Source organism: Arcanobacterium hippocoleae, assembly GCF_031456295.1.
Classification (GTDB): Bacteria; Actinomycetota; Actinomycetes; order Actinomycetales; family Actinomycetaceae; genus Arcanobacterium_A; species Arcanobacterium_A hippocoleae.
Map to the genome: position 1 here is coordinate 813,627 of NZ_JAVDUJ010000001.1, position 22,628 is coordinate 836,254.

Here is a 22,628-nt window from a genome sequence, read left to right on the forward strand (position 1 = left end):
GTTGACCCTTAACCCGTTAATGATTATAATTCTCATTAACGGTAGGGAGTATTCCTGAACCGCTTATTATTGGCAGCCTTTTTAAGGAGATTTAGTCATGAGCATCACGAGTAAATTAACTGGTCTAGCACTCGTGATTGGAGCCGTTACTGGTGCTGTAGGCACTGGGGCGGTTCTCTCTTCTGGAGCTGGTGAAATATGAACAAGAAAATCATCTCTGTCATTGTTGCTTTAATCGGCGGGATTACAACTTTTCTTACTGTATTGGGTCTTAATTACTTATTTCCCACAGAAAATCCGATCAGGGAAGCTTTACCAGCAGCTGTTACAGTAGCAGTACTTCTCGGAGTTTTATTCTTTGTTTTCGCTAGCAAAAACAAAGAATAAACCGAGGTTAACACACTCAACGGATCCGAAAAGCGGGGGTTTCAAGCATAAAGCTTGAAACCCCCGCTAAAGTATTCAATTACCGCAGCCACGGCTACAGGGCGATCAGTCGACCAAACCCTTCTGCGCAGCCTTTGCTAGGCGACGTGGGAGACGCAACTCGCGACCACCAACGCGGACGGTCTGCAGCTCAGTGAGCTCAGCCTTCCACTGGGAGCGACGAGAGCGGGTATTGCTGCGAGACATCTTACGCTTTGGAACTGCCATTCCACCGCTCCTTCCAATTCCTCCAGAAACTAAAACGAAGTTTCCAGTTTCAAGTATCTGATTTGATCTGTGCGATTTCGAATCAGCCGATTCGGGAAATCAGCAAACAGAACACACAGATGAATAGTCTAGCGTATCCAACCGAAATAACGCTATTGCATAGCAATATTTTGTGTGCAGCACCACCCACAAATATAAATAAAGTACAAAAAGAACTACTACTTGGCGAAAAATCTTCGCATCCACCACTAGACCGATAGACTTTCTCCATGCCCACATTCCTTTTAGCACCCGGAACGGAAATTCGCCACACGATCGAAATCAAACGTTCAGAGTTTATTACCGTCATCCGTCGCACAGATTCCCAAGAGCTCGCCCGAATATTCATTAACGAAATTCGTGACGAATTTCCAGATGCACGCCATCACTGCAGCGCCTATATCATCTCTATGCCTGGCGCGCAGCCACTCCAACATTCTTCCGATGACGGCGAACCCTCTGGCACCGCCGGAAGACCCATGCTCGATACACTCAATGGTTTTAATCTGAGCAACCTCACCGCCGTCGTAGTGCGCTATTTTGGCGGTACGCTCCTTGGCACCGGCGGGCTTGTACGCGCCTACTCTAGCTCGGTGCGTGAATGTCTGCGCGGCACCCCCGTCCTGACTCCACACGAGTTAAAACATGTCCAAGTAAATGCACGGCACGACCTTGCAGGCCGTCTCGAAGCAGAGCTCCGCGGACGAAATTTTGATTTAATCGATGTGCAATATGAATCAACAAAAGCCGTCTTTAATCTCGCCATTTCTAACGTAGCGGATTTTTCGGCACAACTTGCCCAAATCACATCCGGGCAATGCACACCCACGGTAATCGCACCAATTATTCGTGAAGTCCCCGCTAAAACCTTGAATTAGCAAGGCTGCTAAAACACAATCGATCAATCACGGAAATCAGCCAGCTTCACACTCAGCGAAACTTTAATTTTCAATTTGCACCGAAATATGGATTTATGTAAATATCGTTACCAAGATAGCGCGGAGCTCAGCTTCGCTTACACAAAAGAGATAAATTATTTCGATCATACAACGGATTTAATGGAGGCGATTATGCAGCAATTTACCGCAACTCGCATCCCATCTGTTTTTACCGCGTGTTGCCATCATCACTGTCAGTAGAGCGCTCGGCTTTACTTGTGCGCATGCAAAATTTCCATTGTTCAGCTTCGGGATCACAGTCGCGCATGCCTGGCGCTCAGCACAAAATAGTTGACGTTACCGCTTCTCAGCTACAGATCATCAACGGTGCTATCAATATTCCATTTCTATCAAATCAAAAATAGTGATTTTTATCCGGAATATCTGTATCGGCAGATAGCGTTAAACCAGAAGTCAGGAATTAATAGCTCAGCTATTTCACAAAAAACCTAATATTTACAACTCTCCTTGCCAAACAAATAGAAAGAAATTCAAATGCCAATCTATAACTCCATTACTGAACTTACCGGAAAGACCCCTCTCGTGCGGATGAATCGCATTGCCGGAGAAGAAGCTAAAGGCACGATCCTAGCAAAACTTGAATTTTACAATCCTGCAAATTCGGTGAAAGACCGGATCGGTGTCGCAATTGTCGATGCAGCAGAGGAATCAGGTCAGCTTCGCCCAGGTGGCACGATCGTGGAGGCTACCTCTGGTAACACTGGTATTGCCCTTGCCTGGGTTGGCGCCGCCCGTGGTTACAAGGTAATTTTGACGATGCCAGCTTCGATGTCAAAAGAACGCCGTGCGCTGCTGCGCGGATTTGGTGCCGAACTCGTACTTACCGAACCGGCAGGCGGCATGCAAGGAGCAGTTGATAAAGCAAAAGAAATTGTTGCAAACACTGAAAATGCGGTACTCGCATCCCAATTTGCAAACACCGCAAACCCGGCAAAGCACGAAGCCACTACCGGCCCAGAAATTTGGGAAGATACGGCTGGAAAAGTTGATATTTTCGTAGCTGGAATCGGCACTGGCGGCACAATTACTGGCGCAGGGCACTATTTGCGCAAACAAAATCCAGATTTGCAGATCGTAGCAGTTGAACCTGCCGATTCTCCACTGCTTTCCGAAGGAAAAGCAGGCCCGCATAAGATCCAAGGAATTGGTGCAAACTTTGTCCCAGAAGTACTTGACACCGAACTTTATCACGAAGTGATCACCGTCGAATTTGAAGATGCACTGCAGACGGCACGCGCGGCAGCACACAAAGAAGGCGTACTTGCTGGTCTTAGCGGCGGAGCGGCCCTCTGGGCTGGGATCCAGCTTGCAGCTCGGAAAGAAAACGCAGGTAAAAACATCGTTGTGATCCTTCCTGATTTTGGTGAGCGTTACGTATCCACTCCGTTATTTGAAGGGCTCACCGAATAATCACGAATTTTTTCAGAGCAGGCTTGGTGGTAGTGAAAGCGATGAATCCACTGCCACCAAGCCTGCTCTGAAAATATCAGCGAAAACCTCAAGGGATTTCTGATCCGCTCAAACTCACCGCTAAAACCTAAGGGCACGATATGAAGCAAATTCCGTTCCGCCAACAACTCCTTGAAGACCTCCAAGCAGTCGTCGATCATGATCCAGCGGCACGCTCAACGATCGAAGTCGCACTACTTTATCCAGGCGTACATGCTGTTTGGGCATATCGTTTAGCTAATTTAATGTGGCGGAAAAGTTTGCTTTTACGCTTTCCGGCAAGGATCATCTCACAAATCACTCGGGCGATCACTGGAATTGAGATCCACCCTGGCGCCAAACTCGGGCGGCGTTTATTTATCGATCACGGCATGGGAGTAGTGATTGGTGAGACGGCTGAAGTTGGCGAAGACGTATTGATTTTTCACGGCACCACACTTGGCGGAACGTCAATGAAAAAAGGAAAACGGCATCCAACGATCGGCAACCGCGTCACAATCGGCACCGGAGCAAAAGTATTAGGCCCAATCCACATTGGCGATGATGCAAAAATCGGCGCCAACGCTGTAGTAGTAAAAGATGTACCAGCAAACCACAGCGCAATCGGGATTCCAGCTGAAAATCGGCCAACTGGAAAACTCGCCCACAATATCGACCCCGCGATACTGATTTAGCAACAGCGCCGTCCGCAAAACATTATAATTTGCTTGGAACTACGGCACAGACCATCGCTCCAAGCAAATTAGTTATGTTCAGATACTGATATTTGCTGCTTTTACGCGTTGCGCTGATTCTCGAAGTCGCTGATCATTTCGATTCGTGATTGGTGCCGCGATGCGGCGTCATACTCTGTACCGATAAATACATCCACGAAACGCTTCACTTCTTCGACTGAATGCTGGCGCGCACCAATCGACATTACATTCGCATTGTTGTGCTCCCGGGCAAGCATCGCAATTTCTTCATTCCAGACTAGGGCAGCACGGATCCCAGCAACTTTATTCGCCGAAATTTGCTCGCCATTTCCAGAACCACCAATCACAATTCCGAGCGATCCTGGATCAGCTGCCACTGCTTTTGCACAAGCAATACACACTGGCGGATACGCATCCAGGCGATCATATTCGTGATATCCGTGGTCTGCTACAGTGATACCTTTTTCGTTAAGGTAGGCCACTAATTCATTTTTCAGTTCAAAACCTGCATGGTCTGTTGCAATATGTACACGCATGCTCTTAGCATAACGCACCGCGATCTTGAAAGCTCAGTTTCCAGGCAGATTCATCGCCAGTTAGTATTATTTACATGACTAAAATTGATGTAACAACTGAAAAAGTACTATCTCAACTTGATTCTACGGTTCGTCCGCAAGACGATCTTTTCCGTCATGTAAATGGTAAATGGTTTGCACAGACTGAAATCCCAGCCGACCAGGTTGGTACCGGATCATTCCAAGAATTGCGGAACGGATCTGAAGCACGTGTACGTGAAATTATTGAAGAGCTCACCGCCGCTGCAGCCGCAAAGGATGAAGACGGCAAAGTCGTGGAAACGGAAGCTGATACCGATCAGCTTTCAGCCGAGCAGCAGAAAATCGCTGATCTGTATATTTCTTTTATGAGCGAAGCAGAAATCAATGCGCAAGGGGTGCTGCCGTTAGCAGGCGAACTTGCCGAGATCCAAGCTGCGCAAAGCCATGAGCAGCTTGCCGTCATTTTAGGCAAAATGCTCATGACGGGAGTGGATGCACCTTTTGGTCTTGACATCGATGCCAACCGCAACAACCCGGAAGAATACATTACTTGGATTTCACAATCTGGGCTCGGATTACCTGATGAAGCATTTTACCGTGAAGCATCCTATGCACAGATCCGTCAGGCATACCAAGAATTTATTCCAACGCTCTATTCGCTCGCCTGTGAAGTAGACTCTGAAGAAGCCACAAAAGCCGCTGCGCGGATTTTTGATTTTGAAACGAAACTTGCAAGCACACATTATGACGTTGTGAAACTGCGTAATGCGGAAGCAACAAACACCGTGCTCAGCTTTGCCGATTTTATTGCGAGTGCCCCTGGCTTTGATTGGTTACCTTGTTTTGAAGCGCTCGGTTTATCCGCTGAAAATGCACCGCAACTGCTCGTTTATACTGCAGATCAGCTCACTAAGTTTGCCACTCTGTGGGCCGAAACTTCGATCACCGATTTGCAGTACTACATGGTTTGGCACACAATCTTGGCCCGTTCCCCATACTTAAGCGAGCCAATAGTACAAGCGCGTTTTAACTTCTACGGCAGGATCCTTTCCGGGCAGGAAGAAATGCGTGACCGGTGGAAGCGTGGCGTGGCACTGGTTGACACCGTGATGGGCGAAGCTATCGGAAAAGAATATGTACGACGGCATTTCCCACCTGCATATAAGCAGCAGATGCAACAGCTAGTAGCTGATTTACTTTCCGCATACGAGATTTCAATCAAATCTCTTGATTGGATGACGGAAGAAACGAAGGTAAAGGCACTCGAAAAACTTGCAAGTTTCGTGACGAAAATTGGATACCCGGAGAAGTGGAAGGATTATGCTGCACTCTCGGTAAAGCAAAATGATTTGCTGGGAAATATCCGTAATGCCGCAATGTTTGGCTGGGAACGCGAACTGGAAAAGCTCGGCAAGCCAATAGATCGCAGCGAATGGCATATGTATCCGCAGACGGTGAATGCCTACTATAATCCAGTGGCTAATGAGATCGTTTTCCCGGCAGCAATTTTGCAACCTCCATTTTTTGATCCACAAGCTGATGCGGCCTGGAATTATGGCGGTATTGGCGCAGTGATCGGGCATGAAATCGGGCATGGCTTTGATGATCAAGGCTCGAAGTACGACGGCACTGGCAGACTAAATAATTGGTGGACGGATAGCGACCGCGCTGAGTTTGAAAAACGAACCGCAGCGCTCGTCGGGCAATATGATGCATATAAGCCAGCTCAATTGCCAGCAGACTCCCCGCATCATGTGCAAGGTGCACTCACACTCGGCGAAAATATTGGAGATTTAGGCGGGCTGTCGATTGCGTTGAAAGCATACGATATTGCGATGAAACGTGAGGGATATCTTGATGGCGCGAAGGGTGCTCCAGAAATTTCGGGGTTAAGCGGTTTGCAGCGTGTGATTCTTTCCTATGCGCATATCTGGCAAGGAAAATACCGTGACGAAACCGCGATCCAGCTCCTGGCAGTAGATCCGCATTCTCCAGTGGAATTTAGATGTAATGGTGTTGTGAAAAATGTGGATGCATTTGCTGCCGAATTTGATGTGAAAGAAGGCGATGCGCTCTATCTTGCACCAGAAGAACGTGTCCGTATTTGGTAATTATCTGCCTTAACCTGTTTTTCGTGAAAAGGAAATGATTTTCAGCGGAAGGCACGTTTACAATCAAAATCACAAGAGAACTGGTCTGTGTGCCTGGTTTAATGCAAATCAGGCACACAGAGCGCAAGTTTATTATTCAGTTGAAAGGATTTATTTTGCCAGGGCAAAATCTCACACGAATTGAAGCAGCAGAACGCGCAAAGCTGCTCCAAACTAGTACTTACCATGTTGAATTAGACCTTACTAATTCAACCGAAACTTTTGATTCGATCACCACTGTGAAGTTCACTGCGACCCAGCCTGGTGAAAGCAGCTTTATTGATCTGATTGCCCAATCTGTATCAGAAATAGTGCTCAATGGGGTGCATCTTCCGGTGGACTCGTATGCAGATTCACGCATTCCACTGCCAAATCTGCAGGCAGAAAACGAGCTGATCGTACGTTCTGTTTGCGAATATTCCCATACTGGTGAAGGTCTGCACCGTGTAGTTGATCCAGTAGATGGCGAAGTTTATCTTTATTCACAATTTGAAGTGGCAGATTCACGGCGGATGTATGCCGTTTTTGAACAGCCTGATTTGAAGGCTGAGTTCACTTTTGTGGTGACCGCTCCGGCACATTGGCAAGTATTTTCAGTCTCCCCCACGCCGGAAAAGGAAATCTTAAGCGAGACTACCGCACGCTGGGAATTCACTCCAACCGAGCGGATTTCCTCCTACCTAACCTGCCTTGTCGCTGGTCCTTACGAAGGTACTAGAGGTTCTTATACATCGATTGACGGTCGTGAAATCCCAATGGGAGTGTATGCACGCCGCTCTCTCGCCGAATACCTTGATGGCGATGAAGTAATTGAAATCACCAAGCAGGGCATGCCATTTTATGAGCAGCAATATCGGCAGCCGTATCCTTTCCGCAAGTATGATCAGATTTTTGTGCCTGAATATAATGCAGGCGCAATGGAACATCCAGGATGTGTCACGATCCTCGATGATTATGTTTTCCGGAATCGTCCCACACAAGCACTCGTAGAGCGCCGTGCAGTAACGATCCTGCACGAGCTTGCGCATATGTGGTTCGGCGATTTTGTCACCATGAAATGGTGGGATGATCTCTGGCTGAATGAATCCTTTGCAGAATATATGAGCCATGTAGCTACAGCTGAAACTACTCGCTGGAAGGATGCCTGGGTTACTTTCAATGCTTCCGAAAAGAATTGGGCGCAGGCCGAAGATCAGCTTCCTTCCACTCACCCAATTGCTGCAGATATTCGTGATATTGAAGATACTCTCGTCAATTTTGATGGGATCACATACGGTAAAGGCGCATCCGTATTCCAACAGCTAGTGGCATATGTAGGTTGGGAAGCATTCGTTGCTGGGGTTGCAAAATATCTCGCAAAGAAGGCTTGGGGCAATGCTACCTTGCAGGATTTGCTGGTCGAACTAGAAGCTGCTTCCGGGCGCGATTTGCGCAAATGGTCAAAACTTTGGCTGGAAGAAGCAGGCATCAATATCTTGCGCCCAGAAATTGAAATGGATGGCAGCAAAATCCGTCGATTTGCGATTCGGCAAGAATCTGATGGCCGCGCTTCATTACGCCCGCATCGCATCGCAGTAGCTGGATATTCGCTCCAAGAAGGCCGGTATCAACAAGTAGCGCGCGTTGAGCTGGATATTGATGGCGAATTGACGGAAGTTGCTGAGCTTTCCGGGATCCAGCGTCCAGATTTACTGCTGATCAATGATGGCGATTGGGCTTATGCGAAAGTTCGGCTTGATGCACACTCAATGGCGCACGCGATTGAAAATATCAATGCCTTCGATGATCGCCTAGCGCGCAGCCTAGTACTATTCTCCGCTTGGGATATGTGCCGTGACGGTGAAATGTCTGCACATGAATATACGGAGCTTGTGCTAAAGGCATTAGAAATCGAAGATCACGGTACGGTACTGCGAACGCTCAGAGGTAATCTTGCCACGGCTACTAATCTCTACAGTGCTCCAGAAAAGCGCGATGCACTGCAAACGCGAGTCGGGCAGCGTCTCTCCGAGATCCTGAATACATGTGAACTAGGATCAGACCGTCAGCTGCAAATTGCGCTTTCCGCTGTAGCGCTAGCAACCGATCCGCAAGCGGAAACATTTGCTAATTGGCTCATCGGCAAGGAAGTACCAGCAGGCCTCAAGATGGATAATGCGATGCGGTGGGCAGTAATTGAGCGGCTTGCTGCAGCCGGGCAGATTACCGAGGCTGATGTAGCAGCAGAGCGCAGTGAGCGTGATAACACTGCTTCTGGTGCTGCTAGTGCGGCACGTGCACGTGCCGCACTAGCAGATGCCGCCGCAAAGTCCCGTGCTTGGGAAGATCTCACTGGTGGAAAAGTTTCAAATGCAGTACAGCGCTCATTGTGTCTCGGATTCTCAGGCGGCGACCCAGCATTGCTTGTACCATACGTGGAAAAATATTTCGCAAGCGTTGAATCGCAATGGAAGGATCGCACCAAAGAGATCGCAGCGAATATGATCGAATATGCCTTCCCCGCGAAACTTGCTGGACGCACAGATCTTGGGATAGACATTATCGCTGTAGGAGATGCGTGGATGAATACGCATGAAGATGCAGCTCCAGCGCTTCGCCGACTTGTATCCGAAGTACTTGATAGTGCACGCCGCGCAGTCCGTGCCCAAATATGTGATGCGCAATAGCGAATCTGCAAGCTCGTTGCTTGGCACCGAAAACTGAATCAGTGCCAAGCAATGAGCTTGCAATGCTTTCCAAGATCTCTTCGATAACACGATACTATTTTCAGCAATAAAAATTTGGTGGTTCACGATTATGGGAACCACCAAATTTTTTTATCTGCCCGCCTATCGCAAAATCATTCGATCAAGTTGCACTGTACGGATTTACAAGACTTTACAGGAGAAAACTCTCCTGCGATTTATCGCAATTATTCAGGAAGAAAAAGAAAATTGCTGAAATATCAATAACAACTAGTATCCATCGGGTCTTAAATCAAGCAGCTTCACAAGGAGATAATGCAATGGCTCAGCCAACTCACCCACTACTAAATGTATAAATCTTCGTTGCAAAATAACGGAGATAATTCCAAGTTTGCGCAGCTGCTCCACATTCACCAAAAAATTAGAATCGATTTGAATAATCAGCCGTGAAACTACCGAATCGGCACCCAAAATATTCTCCACCCCGCCACAGGCAATAATAATTTCACCACCAAGAGAGTTAAGATCCCCTGGCACAAGCTGCTCATCTATCAATTCCTGGTCACCCTATGCGATTCTGTTGCTTTTCATTTCGGCCTTCGACAGATACTGTACGTGGAAAGTCTGATCCAGATCGAGCTGACACATCATGAACGTAATTCAGCCGTAAATCGTTCCACGAGAGACTTCAACCGTGGATTGGCTGGTAAATCTTCAACAAGCACCACATTTTCTGTACCGTCGGCAAGCGGAATCCGCCAATTTGGATACTCTTGATCCGTACCAGGCTGATTTTGTGCACGTCGTTCGCCGACTGCATCTGTCAAAGAAACACCAAGCAGTACTGATGCTGTACGTGCAATATACAGATGCATTGCTTCAATTAGATCTTGTGTAGCTGGTTCACGCCCCTGCGCAATCGAAGCTAGACTTTCCTCACTCAATAAGCCGTATTCGCTCAATCGTGAAATCACTTGCCTCCGCTCTTCCCGCGCCTGTGCACGTGTATCAGCTTCACTTAGCTCAAGCAAACCCAATTTCGCGCGTAAATCAACATGTTCTTCAGCTAAATAACCAGCCGCTGGCGGCAAATCGTGCGTATCAACCGTGGCGAAAACTCCTCGCCGATACTGATCTGCATGTAATGGCGTGCCGTCATCCTGCTTCTCAAACCAGAACACAGACGTACCAAGAATCCCACGATCGATCAAATAATCACGCACCCAAGGCTCTACTGTGCCTAAATCTTCACCAATCAGCACAGCACCTGCGCGATATGCCTCTAGCAGCAGCACACCCACCATCGCTTCATGATCGAAACGTACATACGTACCGTCTTTTGCGGAATTACCATTTGGAATCCACCATAACCGGAATAATCCCATCACATGATCTACACGTAAAGCCCCCGCATGCCGTAGCACTGTACGTGCCATATCTCGCAATGGGGTATAGTCCATTGCTTCAAGAGCCGCTGGATTCCATGGTGGTTGGCTCCAGTTCTGCCCCTGCTGATTGTACATATCCGGAGGCGCACCTACCCCCACGCCTTTTGCGAACGCTTGCGGAATACTCCAAGTGTCAGATCCTTCAGGATGCACCCCGACAGCAAGATCATGGCAGATCCCATAGCGCATTCCAGCTGCTTTTGCACACTTCTGCGCTTGCGCAAGCTGCTGATCCATAACCCATTGCAGCCATGCCCAGAATTCGGTCCGCTCACGAAGATCGTGGCGTTCCTGATTTACTTCATGAGAGTTGATTTCGCTTAACTGCGATGGAATTGCACCCGCATATTTTTCGTAAATAGCGCACCAGAGTGCGAAATTTTCCAAACCTTCGCCTTCAAGTTCTTTGAATCGGCGAAACTCTTGCTCACGCGAATAAGAACGCGGCACACGGAAAATTACTTCTAATGCTTCACGCTTGGCTTTCCATGCCGCATCACGGTCAATAAGTGTGTTTTTTAAGGAGAGCTGCTTTACTTTTTCTCCAGCCCATTCCACCAAGGAACGCTCAGAAACACTTAAATATGCCGTCTCAGCAATATCTTCCGGACGAATATAAATCGGATTGAAGAAGCGCCGTGTTACAGGAAGATATGGCGACGGGGTGATTATCCCAGTTGGCTGTGCAGCATGCAAGGGATTGATTAATACAAAATCAGCACCGAAATCACCAAAAATCGCACACGTTTCCGATAGATCACGCAAGTCGCCAATTCCCCAGGAGTCACGTGAGCGTACAGAATAGAGCTGCTCCATCATTCCCCAGCTGCGTTTACTTTCCGGATGATAAAGCGCATCAACTGCCGGGAGTCGATGCGGAACTCCAATTAACGTTACCGTTTCATGCTGCGCATCTTCAGTTCCTTCATTCACATAAGCGTGTAGCTTGTGGTAACCGAGCTCGATCCCTTGTGGAACAATGAATGCAGCCTGCCCAGTCAACACTCCATCGATCTCACGAGGTATCGTGAAATCTTCGCATTGACGCATTCCGAGCCAACCGCCGCTTTCAAGCTCTATTTCCAGTCTGACAGATGCACCATGAGGCACATGCACCTCAACTCGCGTCTCTCCGGAATTGCGCGCAATCACAACTTGCGGCAAAACCCGGTACCAGTTACGCAGCTGTCGTTGTTCAATAAGCGCATCAAGCGTAGCATCGTTAATATTTTCAACGCCCATCGCAGCAAGTACCTGCACTAGTGTGTGCGCCGGTACTATTTTTTGCTTGCCGTCATAGCCCCAAAATTCTGTCGCCACGCCGTATGCATGTGCAAGCTCTTGCAATCCGGCAAGATCCGTAACTTCCACTACCTAGCTCCTTCGCTGCTCAGCATTGCCAAATGGATTGCTCACTATCTTCGATGAGCCACCCATATTAGGTGAATCCGCATTCTCCTCAAAGTTTCCGCTGTACCTTTTCAGCATTTTGCGCGCGATGCTGTTCCATACACTTTCATATGCTGCTCCTCATCTTAATAAATTTTGATTTCGCAGAGTAACTGACGAATCTAATTTGCAAGAATTCTGTGAGCGGGCACTCATTCAATATTTCCTGTTATCAGTTTAGTCCTTCTTTGCTACCTGCGAAAAAGTAAATTTTCCGCATGGAATCAATGCTTTTCACTGCTAGCTTGGAAGTTAGGAAAAATCGTTTTTGTTCATCTCTCATTTCATGAAACGGATTGGCTGGAAAAGATGCAAGAAATAACTAAGATTCCAGATTGTTTTACTGAGCCTTTAGCTTCAGTGTTAAATACTTTGCGCCTCACGAAAGAAACAAATAGATATTATCGCGGATCAAATCTCCGTCATCTCACTGATCGTGTTTATGGCGGGCAAGTGTTTGCGCAAGCCGTCATTGCAAGCGCAGACACGATCAAAATCGGCAGTACCGAGATCCTTTCACAGCCTAGACCAATCCACTCTATTACCGCCGCATTTTTACGCCCTGGAAAGGTTGAGGTTCCCACAGAACTACAGGTTGTGGATGTTCTGGACGGGAATTCTTTTTCAACACGCCGAATTTTGGCATATCAAAATGAAGCCACTATTTTTTCAGCACGTGCATCATTTCAAGAAGTACAGCCGGGCGTAGAACATGCCACACCAATGCCAACTGCTCCTGCCCCAGATACCCTCGATTCATCAGTAGATTTCTTTGCCGCGTTAGATTTTCCTGCCGCAAAATATTTGCATCGTTATAATGTTGTAGATTTACGACATGTAGCCGGACCAATCTGGGTACAACCGCAAAAGCATCCTACCGCCAATACCAAAATTTGGTTTAAGCTCCGCTCACCACTGCCACAAGGAGCTGATCAGACTCTGCATCGGGCCATGTTAGCGTATGCCACAGATCAATTTATGCTTGAGCCAATTATGCGCGCTCACGGCCAGTACTGGCTAAATCCGCAGCTTTCTCTCGCAACTCTTGATCACACAATTTGGTGGCATCGCGATGTGGATCTGAATCATTGGATTCTTGCCGAACTTACTTCCCCATCCGCCCAAGGCGGACGCGGGTTAAGCGTGGCAAAATTCTTCCAGGAAGGCGTACATATCGCTTCAATGGCACAAGAAGGAATGATCCGCGTAAAAACAAAATAAGTTATTTTGCGGTTTTACTTAATTCTCATCTACTTGTTTTAGCTCGCCAACTGGATTGGCCTGCCAGGCTATTGCAATACCGGATTCGCAGCCTGCAGTTCTTCTTCCGTGAGCAGATATTCACGCACTGGACCTTCGAGATTTTGCACTGAAAGATCATGCGGGTGCCGAAGAATATGGGTAATCGAAACTACACCGACACCTGCCAATAAAATTCCAGCAAGCACCAAAATACTTACCGATATGAGATAAATAATGTCCATAGTCATTTTTTGCTTTCGATTTATTGGGGCCCATAGCTGCTTGCGAGTATGGAACCCCAATAAATTATTTTCTGATTTTGCGCGATCAATCGCGGGTGAGCTTCCGATAAGCCATTGATGACGGACGCGCAGCCTCAGCACCAAGACGATCGATCTTGTTCTTCTCGTAAGATTCAAAGTTTCCTTCAAACCAGTACCAATTGTAGGGCTCTTCCGCAGTCCCCTCCCAAGCTAAAATATGCGTAGCAACGCGGTCAAGGAACCAGCGATCGTGGGTGATTACAACGGCACAGCCAGGAAATTCTAAGAGCGCATTTTCGAGAGAGCTCAATGTCTCCACATCAAGATCGTTGGTAGGTTCATCAAGTAGGATCACGTTTCCACCTTGCTTGAGTGTCAATGCAAGATTGAGACGATTCCGTTCACCACCAGAAAGCACTCCAGCAGGCTTTTGCTGATCCGCTCCCTTAAATCCGAAAGCCGAGACATATGCACGCGACGGCATTTCAACATTGCCAACTTTGATGTAATCCAGCCCGTCAGAGACTACTTCCCAGACGTTCTTATTTGGATCGATCCCGGCACGGTTCTGATCCACATAAGAAAGTTTTACCGTCTCACCGATCTTTAGCTCTCCGCCATCAAGTGGTTCAAGACCAACGATTGTTTTGAACAGCGTCGTCTTTCCGACACCATTTGGCCCGATAATTCCCACAATACCGTTGCGCGGCAAAGAGAAAGAAAGATCCTTGATGAGGGTGCGTGCACCAAATCCTTTTTCCAATTTGGTCGCCTCAAGTACCAGATTACCTAGACGCGGGCCTGGCGGAATCTGAATTTCTTCAAAATCAAGCTTACGTGTCCGCTCAGCTTCCGCAGCCATTTCCTCATAGCGCTGCAAGCGTGCTTTAGATTTTGCCTGCCGTCCTTTTGCTGAAGTACGCACCCATTCGAGTTCTTCTTTCAAGCGCTTCTTCAGCTTCTCATCTTTCTTCCCCTGTACCTGTAAGCGTTCCTGCTTCTTCTCCAGGTATGTAGAATAGTTTCCTTCATACGGATAAAGTTGCCCGCGATCGACCTCAGCAATCCACTCAGCTACGTGATCCAAGAAGTAACGATCGTGCGTAACGGCAATCACAGCGCCTGGATACTTTGCCAGGTGTTGTTCGAGCCATTCCACTGATTCTGCATCTAAATGGTTTGTTGGTTCGTCAAGTAGCAATAAATCTGGAGCTTCAAGCAACAGCTTACACAGCGCCACCCGACGTCGTTCCCCGCCAGAAAGCACATTCACCGGCGTATCTGGTGGCGGGCAGCGCAATGCATCCATCGCCTGATGTAACTGCGAATCGAGATCCCACGCATTCGCCGCATCAATCTCTGTTTGCAATTTACCCATTTCATCCATCAGCGCATCAAAATCTGCATCAGGATCAGCCATCAGTCCGCCAATTTCATTGAATCGTGCAACCTTGGCAAACATCTCGCCAGCAGCTTCCTGCACATTTTCCAGTACCGTTTTATCTTCAGTAAGCGGCGGTTCTTGCATCAAGATCCCCACCGAATATCCAGGAGTTAAGCGGGCCTGCCCATTAGAAGGTTCATCCAGACCAGCCATAATTTTCAAAATTGTGGATTTACCTGCACCATTTGGACCCACCATCCCAATTTTTGCACCCGGCAAAAATGCCATTGTGACATCATTCAAGATCACTTTATCGCCGACGGTTTTGCGTGCACGCACCATCGAATAAATATATTCGGCCACGTCTCTCCGATTCTTTAGCTGATTTTATTTACAGTATTAATGGGATCCGCACTGTGAACAATAATTGCTTTACTTACCAGAAAGCAGCGATCTTTATTCTTCACAGAAACCTCTCAACCCGCATTTACCGTTACATAATAAAGCCTAACCATAAACGGAGCGCTTGCAAAACCACAACAAAAGATAATTTTCAAAGCAAGCAAATCTCAGCCGATGCACCAATTGGCTACACCTTAGCGAACTCAGCAACTCCACTTTTTTGACCAGCAAAATCAGTTGCTACCGGGTCTTCCGAAAAACAATTTTCCGAGCTTGTACAAACTTCCCAAGGATCATAACTATCACCTACTGACTCCATGACCGTTTCCCGCGATCCGCTCTGATGCGAGTTTTCACCTAGCGGATTAGCTGTAAAATCCTGAGCTACGATACTGTTTGCTGGATTTACTTGAACTGCATTGCCCCGCTGATATGTGGCAGTTCCAGAATTTAATTCGATTCCAATCGCATCAGCAATAATTACCTGATTGATTCGCGTAGTGCCATCTTTGGCTTGAAACGAACGTGCAGTAAGCTTCCCACGCACCAATAGCGGGGCACCTTTCTGCACACATGCTGCAACATTTTCGGCAAGTTTCCCAAAGCTCCGCACCGAATACCATGCTGTCTCGCCGTCTTCATATTGCCCGCTCTTCCGACTGAAATTACGCGGAGTAACGCCAACATTCAAAACGGCTGACGCTCTACTCACATTCCCTCCAGTTCCATGGGAAGTAGTTGATTCATTGCGGTAAAGGGTGGGAGCTGCGCCCGCCCAGCCACGAATGGTGATCACAGTTTCATTATTTGCCATCTGCTTCTCCTGTTCAGATTATTTTCGAGACATGAAGATTCTGCTCGCGACGGCAAAATAAAATCATTCGCACCATATTTGCTGTGCAGATCCAGAACCTAAAATTCAACTGTGGAAAGACGGCAAAGCAGATCTCAAGTGCCAAGCACACAAATCAAGAGAACACTGCTGCCTTCAGGGATATTCAGCATGCAAACCGCTAACGATTGAGCAGATCAACCGCCCGAGAATATTTTGCGCGAACCGCAGCTAGCCCATCAATCAGTTGTTCCTGCACTACCAAACCAAGTTGATCGACCAGCTGTGCTTCATATTTCCGTGCTGCTCTCCGCGCAGTTTTCCGCACCCAATATCGCGCAAACAAATAAATTGTTCCGGCAAGCACAACTCCTACAGCACACACTCCAACCCGGGCGATCAGCGCCAGATCTGGAACAGCAAAAATTGCCGCCAAAACTCCCGCAACGAAAATCACCAACGCAAAGATCACACCAATCCAAAGCGGCTTTTGGGAAATCTGCGGCAGCACAACACTTTCATACACTTTTCCCACTTGCCGACGGATCCGCTCCAACGGAGCAACTGCCGTTTCACCTAATTTCGCCCACCGCTGCGGTAGCCCAGTATTCGCCTGTGCGATCCATCCATCGCGAATCGCGCCCAGAAGTGACGGAGCAGGCTGGATCGGCGCAGCAAAGGCAGCGCCTGAAAGTTTATCTGCCGCCCGTGAAATCTGCTCGATCACCGTTGGTACGCCAGAAGCACGCATCAGCTGCTGCACAACTTCCGTTTTAGCTACAGCAAAATCAACTAACTTTGTTTCTAGAAAACCAACGGTACCTTCCAGCAGTCGGCCTACTTCATCAACTTGCGCAGCAGCAGTAATCAAATTCATCGACGGTGTTGCAAGCGCTTTCCGTAAATGCGCCTGCAAAGGCTCCAAACCAGTTTTTTCGAGCGCTGAAATCGGATAGGCAGGAACATTTGCAAGCCCATCAGCATCCAGCAATTGCCGTAAATTAGCCATTAATTCTGGAACTTGTGCCGGAATCACAGTATCAATGTGATTCATTACGACAATCATTTGCCGTGATCTACCACGAAGATTTTGTAAATAATCACGATGCAGGAGCTGATCTGCATACTTTTGTGGATCAACTACCCAAATCAGTACATCCAGCATCGGCATCAAACGCGTCACAGTAAGCGAATTAGTAAATTTGACCGAATCAAAATCAGGCAAATCAAGCAGGATCAAGCCTTCAAGCTCATCTGGCACGGGAGTGAGAATCGATCCATGCTCAATTCTGCGATCTGTATCTACATTCAGATGATCCAGCAGTCCATCCGCTTTTGCTTTCCAAGTGCAGGCAGCTGCACGTTCGGTAGTCGGGCGAATCTCACCGTCGTCAGCAAAATCGAGATCAGTAAGTGAATTGAAAAGAGTCGATTTACCAGATCCGGTACCGCCCACTAATGCAGCAACCGTAAATTCTGCGCCTAACTGCGCTCTCTCCTCCACCCGGTCAAGACTTGCAGTTGCGCGCGCAAGCAAATACTCATCAGCTGCCCCTGCGCTGAGATCAATAAATTCACGCAAATGCCAGATCCGCCGATACAGCCTGCGCGGACTGAGATTCGCTTCTTGCGCGAGCAATTCAAACATCATCTTTCCTTTTCCCGCATCCTTGATCTACTATTCACAAGACTCGTAACTAAATACAAATACAAAATTTCGACCACCAAAGTATAAATCACAGCTGCAGTTCCACAATTTCGCTGTGTGCTACACGATTCACTCAGATCCGATCAGCAAATTCGGCCGCACGCAGTTGCAAACTAGTCGGATCGAGCAGCTTTATATTCGCTAATTTCGCATTATAGCCCGCAACTATTTGCTCAACTGCCTGTGTCATACAATCAGCAAGAGCTCTTCGTGCCTGCCGCACATCACTTTCCAAATCAAACTGCACCGCCAGTTTCATCACCCCGGAAATACCTGCCGCTGCCGATCCGATCAATGCGGCATTTCCCGAGCTGGAAAGCCAACAATGACGGCGCGAATTCTGCGCAATACTTTTTAACAACACCTGCCACTGCTTAATTGCAGTGTGCGTAATTTGCAGCAGCTCCACATTTTCTTTGCCTGACGCAATGAAATCCTTTGTATCCACCACGTCATTTTCCCATTCACGCTCAATTCTTTCCTGAGTGGTCACCAACGCCTGGAACAATGCCGCTTGGATTCCAGCCAAAACTGTGTCAAAAAGTTTTCTGATGGCAATATCGCGTTTCTCACGGTTACTGCGCAACCTTTGCAAAAGGGACGGTTTTGCCCCGTTAGCTCCGACCATCGCTGCAAGCGGTGTACCTGTTGATGCTAATGCAAGCCATGCAGCCGTCGGTGCCCCCTGACCAAATCTTCCCGCACGTGCATTTGTAGTAAGTTTCATTAATGGTGCTGCTGCAGCTTCGCGTGCCTGATCTTGCAAATCGGTGAGCGCATTTGCCTGCGCTTCAATACCTTCTGCGAGTAATTTTAGCTCGGCTCGTAAAGTTGGCAGCAGTGCTTGCATAGTTCGCGCTGCAACAGTTTCTGCGAGTGTAGTTTGTGCCAGCAAAACCAGCCAGTTCTTTATCTCAGCCACAGTTTGCGCCTGCAATAAGCCTTCCATTGGCGAATAATCCGGGATCACAAACAACGGGGAGCCCGCTAAATCGGCAGTAATTAGACGTTTTCGTAAATCTTCACGCACGGCCGTCGCGGCTCTCTCCGGGAGTCGATTCAAGACAACCGCACAAGTGATCCCCCGCTGATCTGCCAGTTCCAGTGTTTGCCAGGCAATTGCATCACCATAACGCGCAGCGGTAGTGGTAAACACCCACAAATCGGCACATTCGAGCAAACGCCGCGAAAGCGCCTGGTTCTTTTTATTGATTGTATCTAAATCTGGAGCATCCACCAGTACCAGACCGGCGATTGCGTTTTCGTCCACCACCACTTTCGTAAACTCAGAAAGCGGATGCGCTTTAATTGCGGCAGCATCATCAGGATGCACTACTAGCACTGGTTCAGTAGTAGTGGGACGGATAATCGAAGCTGGAGTGATCTGCGTACCGAGAATCGAATTCACAAGTGTAGATTTTCCTGCGCCCGACGATCCGCCAAATACTACAACTACGGGGAACGCATCAGCCGTCACTTGCGGCAAAAAACGGGTTTGCAGTTGGATTAAAAGCGTTTCACACGCTTGGGTAAGTTCCGCCGAACCAGGCATAATCAGCGGGAATTTAGCCTGCCGGAGGGTTGCAATAGTTGCTTTAGTGAGGTCAGCCAGAGCCTTATTTTCACGTTTCACTTTGGCCACCGCTCTTCCTGCTGCAAATCTCATATCGCCTGACGGCTGCAGCGCATCAATAAAAATCAGCTGAAGTGATTCCCGTCAGTATTATCAGTATTAAATAAACAAATAAGCTTTACGCCGCACTCATGCTGCACGTAAAGAAAACTATCCATATTCTACCTAATTTCATTAATTTGCAAGTACCTTTTATTTTGACTACGCATGGTGAGTTTTCGCTTTTCGGCGCCAGCATCTAAAATAGGGTGAGACGGTTTCAAAATCATTGAAATACGTGTGCGCCCCAATAGCTCAATGGATAGAGCAACGGCCTTCTAATCCGTAGGTTGCCCGTTCGAGTCGGGCTTGGGGCACCAGGTTTACCAGATATCTGCAATACTTCTTTGTGAATCTAACGGATCGCGGCGCGCCAATGAACGCCCCGCGATCCACTTTTATTTTCCACAGCTCCGGATTTGTGTTTATCGCAACAAGCCGTCACAATAAACACAAATATTGCCCGGCTGCTTGGCCCAGATTTCGATTTCGCGCTCGATATGACTCACACACCGTTTATTTACGCAGCTCTGGAGACTCTCCGGTGCATCAGCTCCAGCACGAGCATTTGTGAGACAAACCGCATCGAGCAGTTCAGGTCGCGGATTCGGCTGCGGATCATTTGCCGCATCCGCGAGAAGGAAATCAATCAACGCCGTCCGGATCAATTTCCCATTTAGCGTCTGCTCAAAATATTTCGCCCGCGGATCTTGATCAAGCCCCTTTGCGATCTCATTCACACGTGGAAGCGGATGCAATACGATTGCCGTTTCAGGCGCATTTTTCATCATTTTAGGATCGAGCCGGAAGGAATCTTTCAAGCGCTCATACTCGGCTTTATCCGCAAAGCGTTCTTGCTGCACTCGCGTCATATAAATGACATCAGCATGAACGATTGCTTGCGCTAAACTCGCTGTTTCTTCCACCAAAATCCCTGCCTGATTCAGCGAATTTCGAAGATCAGCGGGCAGCCTAAGCTCATCCGGGCTGACCAACACAAAACGATTATTTTCATAGCGTGCTAACGCGTGCAGCAAAGAGTGCACGGTACGCCCATAGAGCAGATCGCCAACACACACGATCGTCAATCCTGAAAGCCGCCCAAAATGCCGATAAATCGTAAGCAAATCAGCTAATGTCTGCGTGGGATGCAAATGACTGCCATCCCCCGCATTGATCACCGGCACACTCGCAGCTTGCGCAGCTACAAGCGCGGCCCCATCGTTTGGATGTCGAATTGCCACAATATCCGCATAATTTGAAACTACTTGCAACGTATCAGAAATCGTTTCGCCTTTTACAGCTGAGGAATTACTCGCTGCAGCTACTGAAATTACTTGACCACCAATTCCATACATCGCAGATTCAAAGCTTAAGCGAGTGCGAGTAGAAGGCTCATAAAACAAAGTAGCAAGTATTTTCCCCGCAGCATTATTTTGATATGCCTGCGGATCGTGCAGTATTTGTAATGATGCTTCGATCAATTTAGTAATCTCTGTGACGGACAAATCAGTAATATCAATGATGCTTCGCATTACTTTTCATTCCATTCTGTAGTTTGCCTAAACACTTTTCCCACAGCGATACTGTGCTTCACTTCCCCATCCACGATTCGTCACGTGGATCATCCCGGAAAGCGAACAAACGTGCCCGATCTTCGGCTTTAATTAAGCCATCTACCACGGCTTTTTGTACTACGTCATCGAAAGTTGTGAGTGTAGTTAGCTGAAGTTTTGCCGCATCCATTGCGCTTTTTGCTTTCTCCATCCCGTAAGTGAAAAGCGCGATCACTCCTAACACTTCCGCACCGGCTTCACGCAAAGCTTCCACAACTTCGATCACTGACCCGCCAGTAGAAATCAAATCTTCTACGACCACTACTTTTTGCCCTTTTTCCAGACGGCCTTCAATCCGGTTCGCACGCCCATGATCCTTCGCTGCCGAGCGCACATATCCCATCGGCAAGCCGAGCCGATCAGCTGCGAGCGCCGCATGGGCGATACCAGCGGTTGCCGTCCCCATCACCACTTCAACTTGTGGATAAACTTCGCGGATCCGTTGCGCAAGCGCATCTGCCACTATATTGCGTTGCTTCACAGCAGTGAGCACAAGCCGATTATCGGTATAAATCGGGCTTTTGATTCCAGATGCCCAGGTAAATGGGGTTTCTGGACGTAAGAAGACGGCTTTGATTTCAAGCAATGCAGCTGCAACGATTTGCGAAATTTCCTGATTTTCCATTATGACTCCTAGTTTTTATTTCTCGCTTAAAGCATTAGCAAAATTCTGTTACACAACGTTTATACGCAGCTACGGGATCTGCTGCTTGCGTAATTGGCCGCCCAACAACAATAAAGTCCGCACCCAAATCATGTGCCTGAGCTGGTGTAGTAACACGATGCTGATCATCAGCAGCAGCGTCTGGAAAACGAATCCCCGGCGTGACGGTCAGGAATTTTGCACCTAGATCAGCGTGTACTGTTGCGGCTTCAAGCGGTGAACACACCACACCGTCCAGCCCTGCTTTTTGCGCATTGGACGCATATTCACGTACTACTTCAGCAATTGGCCGCGCAATCAGTAACTCCTGCTCCAGAGTTTCCTGACTGGTTGAAGTCAACTGCGTAACTCCAATCAAGAGCGGACGTGTGCCATCTGCACGCGTAAGACCAGCGAGCGCTGCCCGCATCATTTCGATCCCACCCGCACAATGAAGATTTGTTAAATCCACGTCCAACTCAGACAACACCCGCATCGTCTTTTTCACAGTCTGTGGAATATCATGCAATTTCAAATCGAGAAAAATTTTATGCCCCCGTGCTTTGATTTCTTTCACGATTTGCGGCCCAGCAGCATAAAAGAGTTCCATCCCGACTTTCAAAAATGGTTTCGGATGCACATCATCAAATTTTGCAAGAAATTCAAATAGCTCCTCCTGCGAGGCAAAATCGCAGGCAATAATTACGTCTCGATTCATTTCTTTCCCCTTCTTTTAGCGTTTCCACTATTTTTAATTTCCGCTCTTAGCGGCATTGTTCCAG

19 protein-coding genes and 1 tRNA gene are annotated in these 22,628 nt (G+C 47.9%); 8 read left to right on the top strand and 12 right to left on the bottom strand.

Annotated elements, in window-relative coordinates:
* Window positions 1–198 precede the first annotated feature (198 nt).
* Window positions 199–387 (top strand): hypothetical protein, encoded by a 189-nt coding sequence (locus J2S36_RS03450; protein WP_309955601.1) that lies wholly within the window; start codon window positions 199–201, stop codon window positions 385–387.
* Between the two features lie 105 nt (window positions 388–492).
* Here J2S36_RS03450 and rpmF read toward each other — a convergent pair whose 3' ends face one another.
* Window positions 493–654, bottom strand: a complete 162-nt coding sequence (gene rpmF / locus J2S36_RS03455) for a 50S ribosomal protein L32 (protein ID WP_309955603.1) — start codon at window positions 652–654, stop codon at window positions 493–495.
* A 269-nt stretch (window positions 655–923) separates the two neighbouring features.
* Between rpmF and J2S36_RS03460 the strand changes: the two genes are divergently transcribed.
* The 3 genes from J2S36_RS03460 (at window position 924) to epsC (ending at window position 3,775) form a co-directional block, all read left to right on the top strand.
* Entirely contained in the window at window positions 924–1,571 is a 648-nt protein-coding gene (locus tag J2S36_RS03460; RefSeq protein WP_309955604.1) for a YigZ family protein, read from the top strand.
* Between the two features lie 555 nt (window positions 1,572–2,126).
* Window positions 2,127–3,062 carry a cysteine synthase A gene (gene cysK, locus J2S36_RS03465; protein ID WP_309955606.1) on the top strand — a complete coding sequence of 312 codons (936 nt, stop codon included), beginning with the start codon at window positions 2,127–2,129 and terminating at the stop codon, window positions 3,060–3,062.
* A gap of 140 nt (window positions 3,063–3,202) precedes the next feature.
* Window positions 3,203–3,775: a serine O-acetyltransferase EpsC gene (gene epsC, locus J2S36_RS03470; RefSeq protein ID WP_309955607.1), complete on the top strand. Its 573-nt coding sequence runs from the start codon at window positions 3,203–3,205 to the stop codon at window positions 3,773–3,775.
* Window positions 3,776–3,876: 101 nt separating this feature from the next.
* Here epsC and J2S36_RS03475 read toward each other — a convergent pair whose 3' ends face one another.
* A complete protein-coding gene (locus tag J2S36_RS03475; protein ID WP_309955609.1) occupies window positions 3,877–4,332 on the bottom strand; it encodes a ribose-5-phosphate isomerase in 456 nt (151 codons plus the stop codon).
* A gap of 74 nt (window positions 4,333–4,406) precedes the next feature.
* Here J2S36_RS03475 and J2S36_RS03480 point away from each other — a divergent pair, with 74 nt between their 5' ends.
* Both J2S36_RS03480 and pepN read left to right on the top strand, forming a co-directional pair.
* On the top strand, window positions 4,407–6,464 hold the full coding sequence (locus tag J2S36_RS03480; protein WP_309955611.1) for a M13 family metallopeptidase: 2,058 nt from the start codon (window positions 4,407–4,409) through the stop codon (window positions 6,462–6,464).
* Between the two features lie 101 nt (window positions 6,465–6,565).
* A complete protein-coding gene (gene pepN, locus J2S36_RS03485) occupies window positions 6,566–9,169 on the top strand; it encodes an aminopeptidase N (RefSeq protein WP_309955613.1) in 2,604 nt (867 codons plus the stop codon).
* Between the two features lie 288 nt (window positions 9,170–9,457).
* Here pepN and J2S36_RS03490 read toward each other — a convergent pair whose 3' ends face one another.
* Together J2S36_RS03490 and malQ are read right to left on the bottom strand one after the other, a co-directional pair.
* Window positions 9,458–9,742 (bottom strand): PTS sugar transporter subunit IIB, encoded by a 285-nt coding sequence (locus J2S36_RS03490; RefSeq protein WP_309955615.1) that lies wholly within the window; start codon window positions 9,740–9,742, stop codon window positions 9,458–9,460.
* Between the two features lie 92 nt (window positions 9,743–9,834).
* Window positions 9,835–12,006, bottom strand: coding sequence for a 4-alpha-glucanotransferase (gene malQ / locus J2S36_RS03495; RefSeq protein WP_309955618.1), 2,172 nt, complete (start codon window positions 12,004–12,006; stop codon window positions 9,835–9,837).
* A 387-nt stretch (window positions 12,007–12,393) separates the two neighbouring features.
* On the opposite strand from malQ, the gene J2S36_RS03500 reads away from it, so the two are divergent.
* Window positions 12,394–13,305, top strand: a complete 912-nt coding sequence (locus J2S36_RS03500; RefSeq protein WP_309955620.1) for an acyl-CoA thioesterase — start codon at window positions 12,394–12,396, stop codon at window positions 13,303–13,305.
* Between the two features lie 68 nt (window positions 13,306–13,373).
* Here J2S36_RS03500 and J2S36_RS03505 read toward each other — a convergent pair whose 3' ends face one another.
* The 5 genes from J2S36_RS03505 to J2S36_RS03525 form a co-directional block, all read right to left on the bottom strand.
* On the bottom strand, window positions 13,374–13,568 hold the full coding sequence (locus J2S36_RS03505; RefSeq protein WP_309955622.1) for a hypothetical protein: 195 nt from the start codon (window positions 13,566–13,568) through the stop codon (window positions 13,374–13,376).
* 85 nt (window positions 13,569–13,653) lie between these two features.
* Window positions 13,654–15,336 (bottom strand): energy-dependent translational throttle protein EttA, encoded by a 1,683-nt coding sequence (gene ettA, locus J2S36_RS03510; protein WP_309955624.1) that lies wholly within the window; start codon window positions 15,334–15,336, stop codon window positions 13,654–13,656.
* A gap of 226 nt (window positions 15,337–15,562) precedes the next feature.
* Window positions 15,563–16,189 carry a single-stranded DNA-binding protein gene (locus J2S36_RS03515; RefSeq protein WP_309955627.1) on the bottom strand — a complete coding sequence of 209 codons (627 nt, stop codon included), beginning with the start codon at window positions 16,187–16,189 and terminating at the stop codon, window positions 15,563–15,565.
* A gap of 199 nt (window positions 16,190–16,388) precedes the next feature.
* The gene (locus J2S36_RS03520; protein ID WP_309955629.1) at window positions 16,389–17,855 is read right to left on the bottom strand and encodes a GTP-binding protein; all 1,467 of its coding nucleotides are present in this window, start codon (window positions 17,853–17,855) and stop codon (window positions 16,389–16,391) included.
* Window positions 17,856–17,988: 133 nt separating this feature from the next.
* Window positions 17,989–19,557, bottom strand: coding sequence for a GTPase domain-containing protein (locus tag J2S36_RS03525; protein ID WP_309955631.1), 1,569 nt, complete (start codon window positions 19,555–19,557; stop codon window positions 17,989–17,991).
* Window positions 19,558–19,831: 274 nt separating this feature from the next.
* Between J2S36_RS03525 and J2S36_RS03530 the strand changes: the two genes are divergently transcribed.
* Window positions 19,832–19,907, top strand: a tRNA-Arg gene (locus J2S36_RS03530).
* Window positions 19,908–20,012: 105 nt separating this feature from the next.
* Here the strand turns inward: J2S36_RS03530 and pyrB are convergent.
* From pyrB to pyrF, 3 genes are read right to left on the bottom strand one after another with little or no spacing between them, the layout of a single operon-like run.
* Window positions 20,013–21,122, bottom strand: a complete 1,110-nt coding sequence (gene pyrB / locus J2S36_RS03535; RefSeq protein ID WP_309955633.1) for an aspartate carbamoyltransferase — start codon at window positions 21,120–21,122, stop codon at window positions 20,013–20,015.
* Window positions 21,123–21,180: 58 nt separating this feature from the next.
* Window positions 21,181–21,828 (bottom strand): orotate phosphoribosyltransferase, encoded by a 648-nt coding sequence (gene pyrE, locus J2S36_RS03540; protein ID WP_309955635.1) that lies wholly within the window; start codon window positions 21,826–21,828, stop codon window positions 21,181–21,183.
* A gap of 34 nt (window positions 21,829–21,862) precedes the next feature.
* A complete protein-coding gene (pyrF, locus tag J2S36_RS03545) occupies window positions 21,863–22,564 on the bottom strand; it encodes an orotidine-5'-phosphate decarboxylase (protein WP_309955637.1) in 702 nt (233 codons plus the stop codon).
* Window positions 22,565–22,628: the final 64 nt, after the last annotated feature.

Excerpts from the sequence above, each read along its gene's own strand:
- J2S36_RS03460 (WP_309955604.1), top strand. The coding sequence starts at position 924 with ATGCCCACATTCCTTTTAGCACCCGGAACGGAAATTCGCCACACGATC.
- pyrB (WP_309955633.1), bottom strand. The coding sequence starts at position 21,122 with ATGCGAAGCATCATTGATATTACTGATTTGTCCGTCACAGAGATTACT.
- J2S36_RS03515 (WP_309955627.1), bottom strand. The coding sequence starts at position 16,189 with ATGGCAAATAATGAAACTGTGATCACCATTCGTGGCTGGGCGGGCGCA.
- cysK (WP_309955606.1), top strand. The coding sequence starts at position 2,127 with ATGCCAATCTATAACTCCATTACTGAACTTACCGGAAAGACCCCTCTC.
- J2S36_RS03500 (WP_309955620.1), top strand. The coding sequence starts at position 12,394 with ATGCAAGAAATAACTAAGATTCCAGATTGTTTTACTGAGCCTTTAGCT.
- pepN (WP_309955613.1), top strand. The coding sequence starts at position 6,566 with ATGCAAATCAGGCACACAGAGCGCAAGTTTATTATTCAGTTGAAAGGA.
- J2S36_RS03480 (WP_309955611.1), top strand. The coding sequence starts at position 4,407 with ATGACTAAAATTGATGTAACAACTGAAAAAGTACTATCTCAACTTGAT.
- pyrF (WP_309955637.1), bottom strand. The coding sequence starts at position 22,564 with ATGAATCGAGACGTAATTATTGCCTGCGATTTTGCCTCGCAGGAGGAG.
- J2S36_RS03450 (WP_309955601.1), top strand. The coding sequence starts at position 199 with ATGAACAAGAAAATCATCTCTGTCATTGTTGCTTTAATCGGCGGGATT.
- pyrE (WP_309955635.1), bottom strand. The coding sequence starts at position 21,828 with ATGGAAAATCAGGAAATTTCGCAAATCGTTGCAGCTGCATTGCTTGAA.
- rpmF (WP_309955603.1), bottom strand. The coding sequence starts at position 654 with ATGGCAGTTCCAAAGCGTAAGATGTCTCGCAGCAATACCCGCTCTCGT.
- J2S36_RS03520 (WP_309955629.1), bottom strand. The coding sequence starts at position 17,855 with ATGTTTGAATTGCTCGCGCAAGAAGCGAATCTCAGTCCGCGCAGGCTG.
- epsC (WP_309955607.1), top strand. The coding sequence starts at position 3,203 with ATGAAGCAAATTCCGTTCCGCCAACAACTCCTTGAAGACCTCCAAGCA.
- J2S36_RS03475 (WP_309955609.1), bottom strand. The coding sequence starts at position 4,332 with ATGCGTGTACATATTGCAACAGACCATGCAGGTTTTGAACTGAAAAAT.
- J2S36_RS03505 (WP_309955622.1), bottom strand. The coding sequence starts at position 13,568 with ATGGACATTATTTATCTCATATCGGTAAGTATTTTGGTGCTTGCTGGA.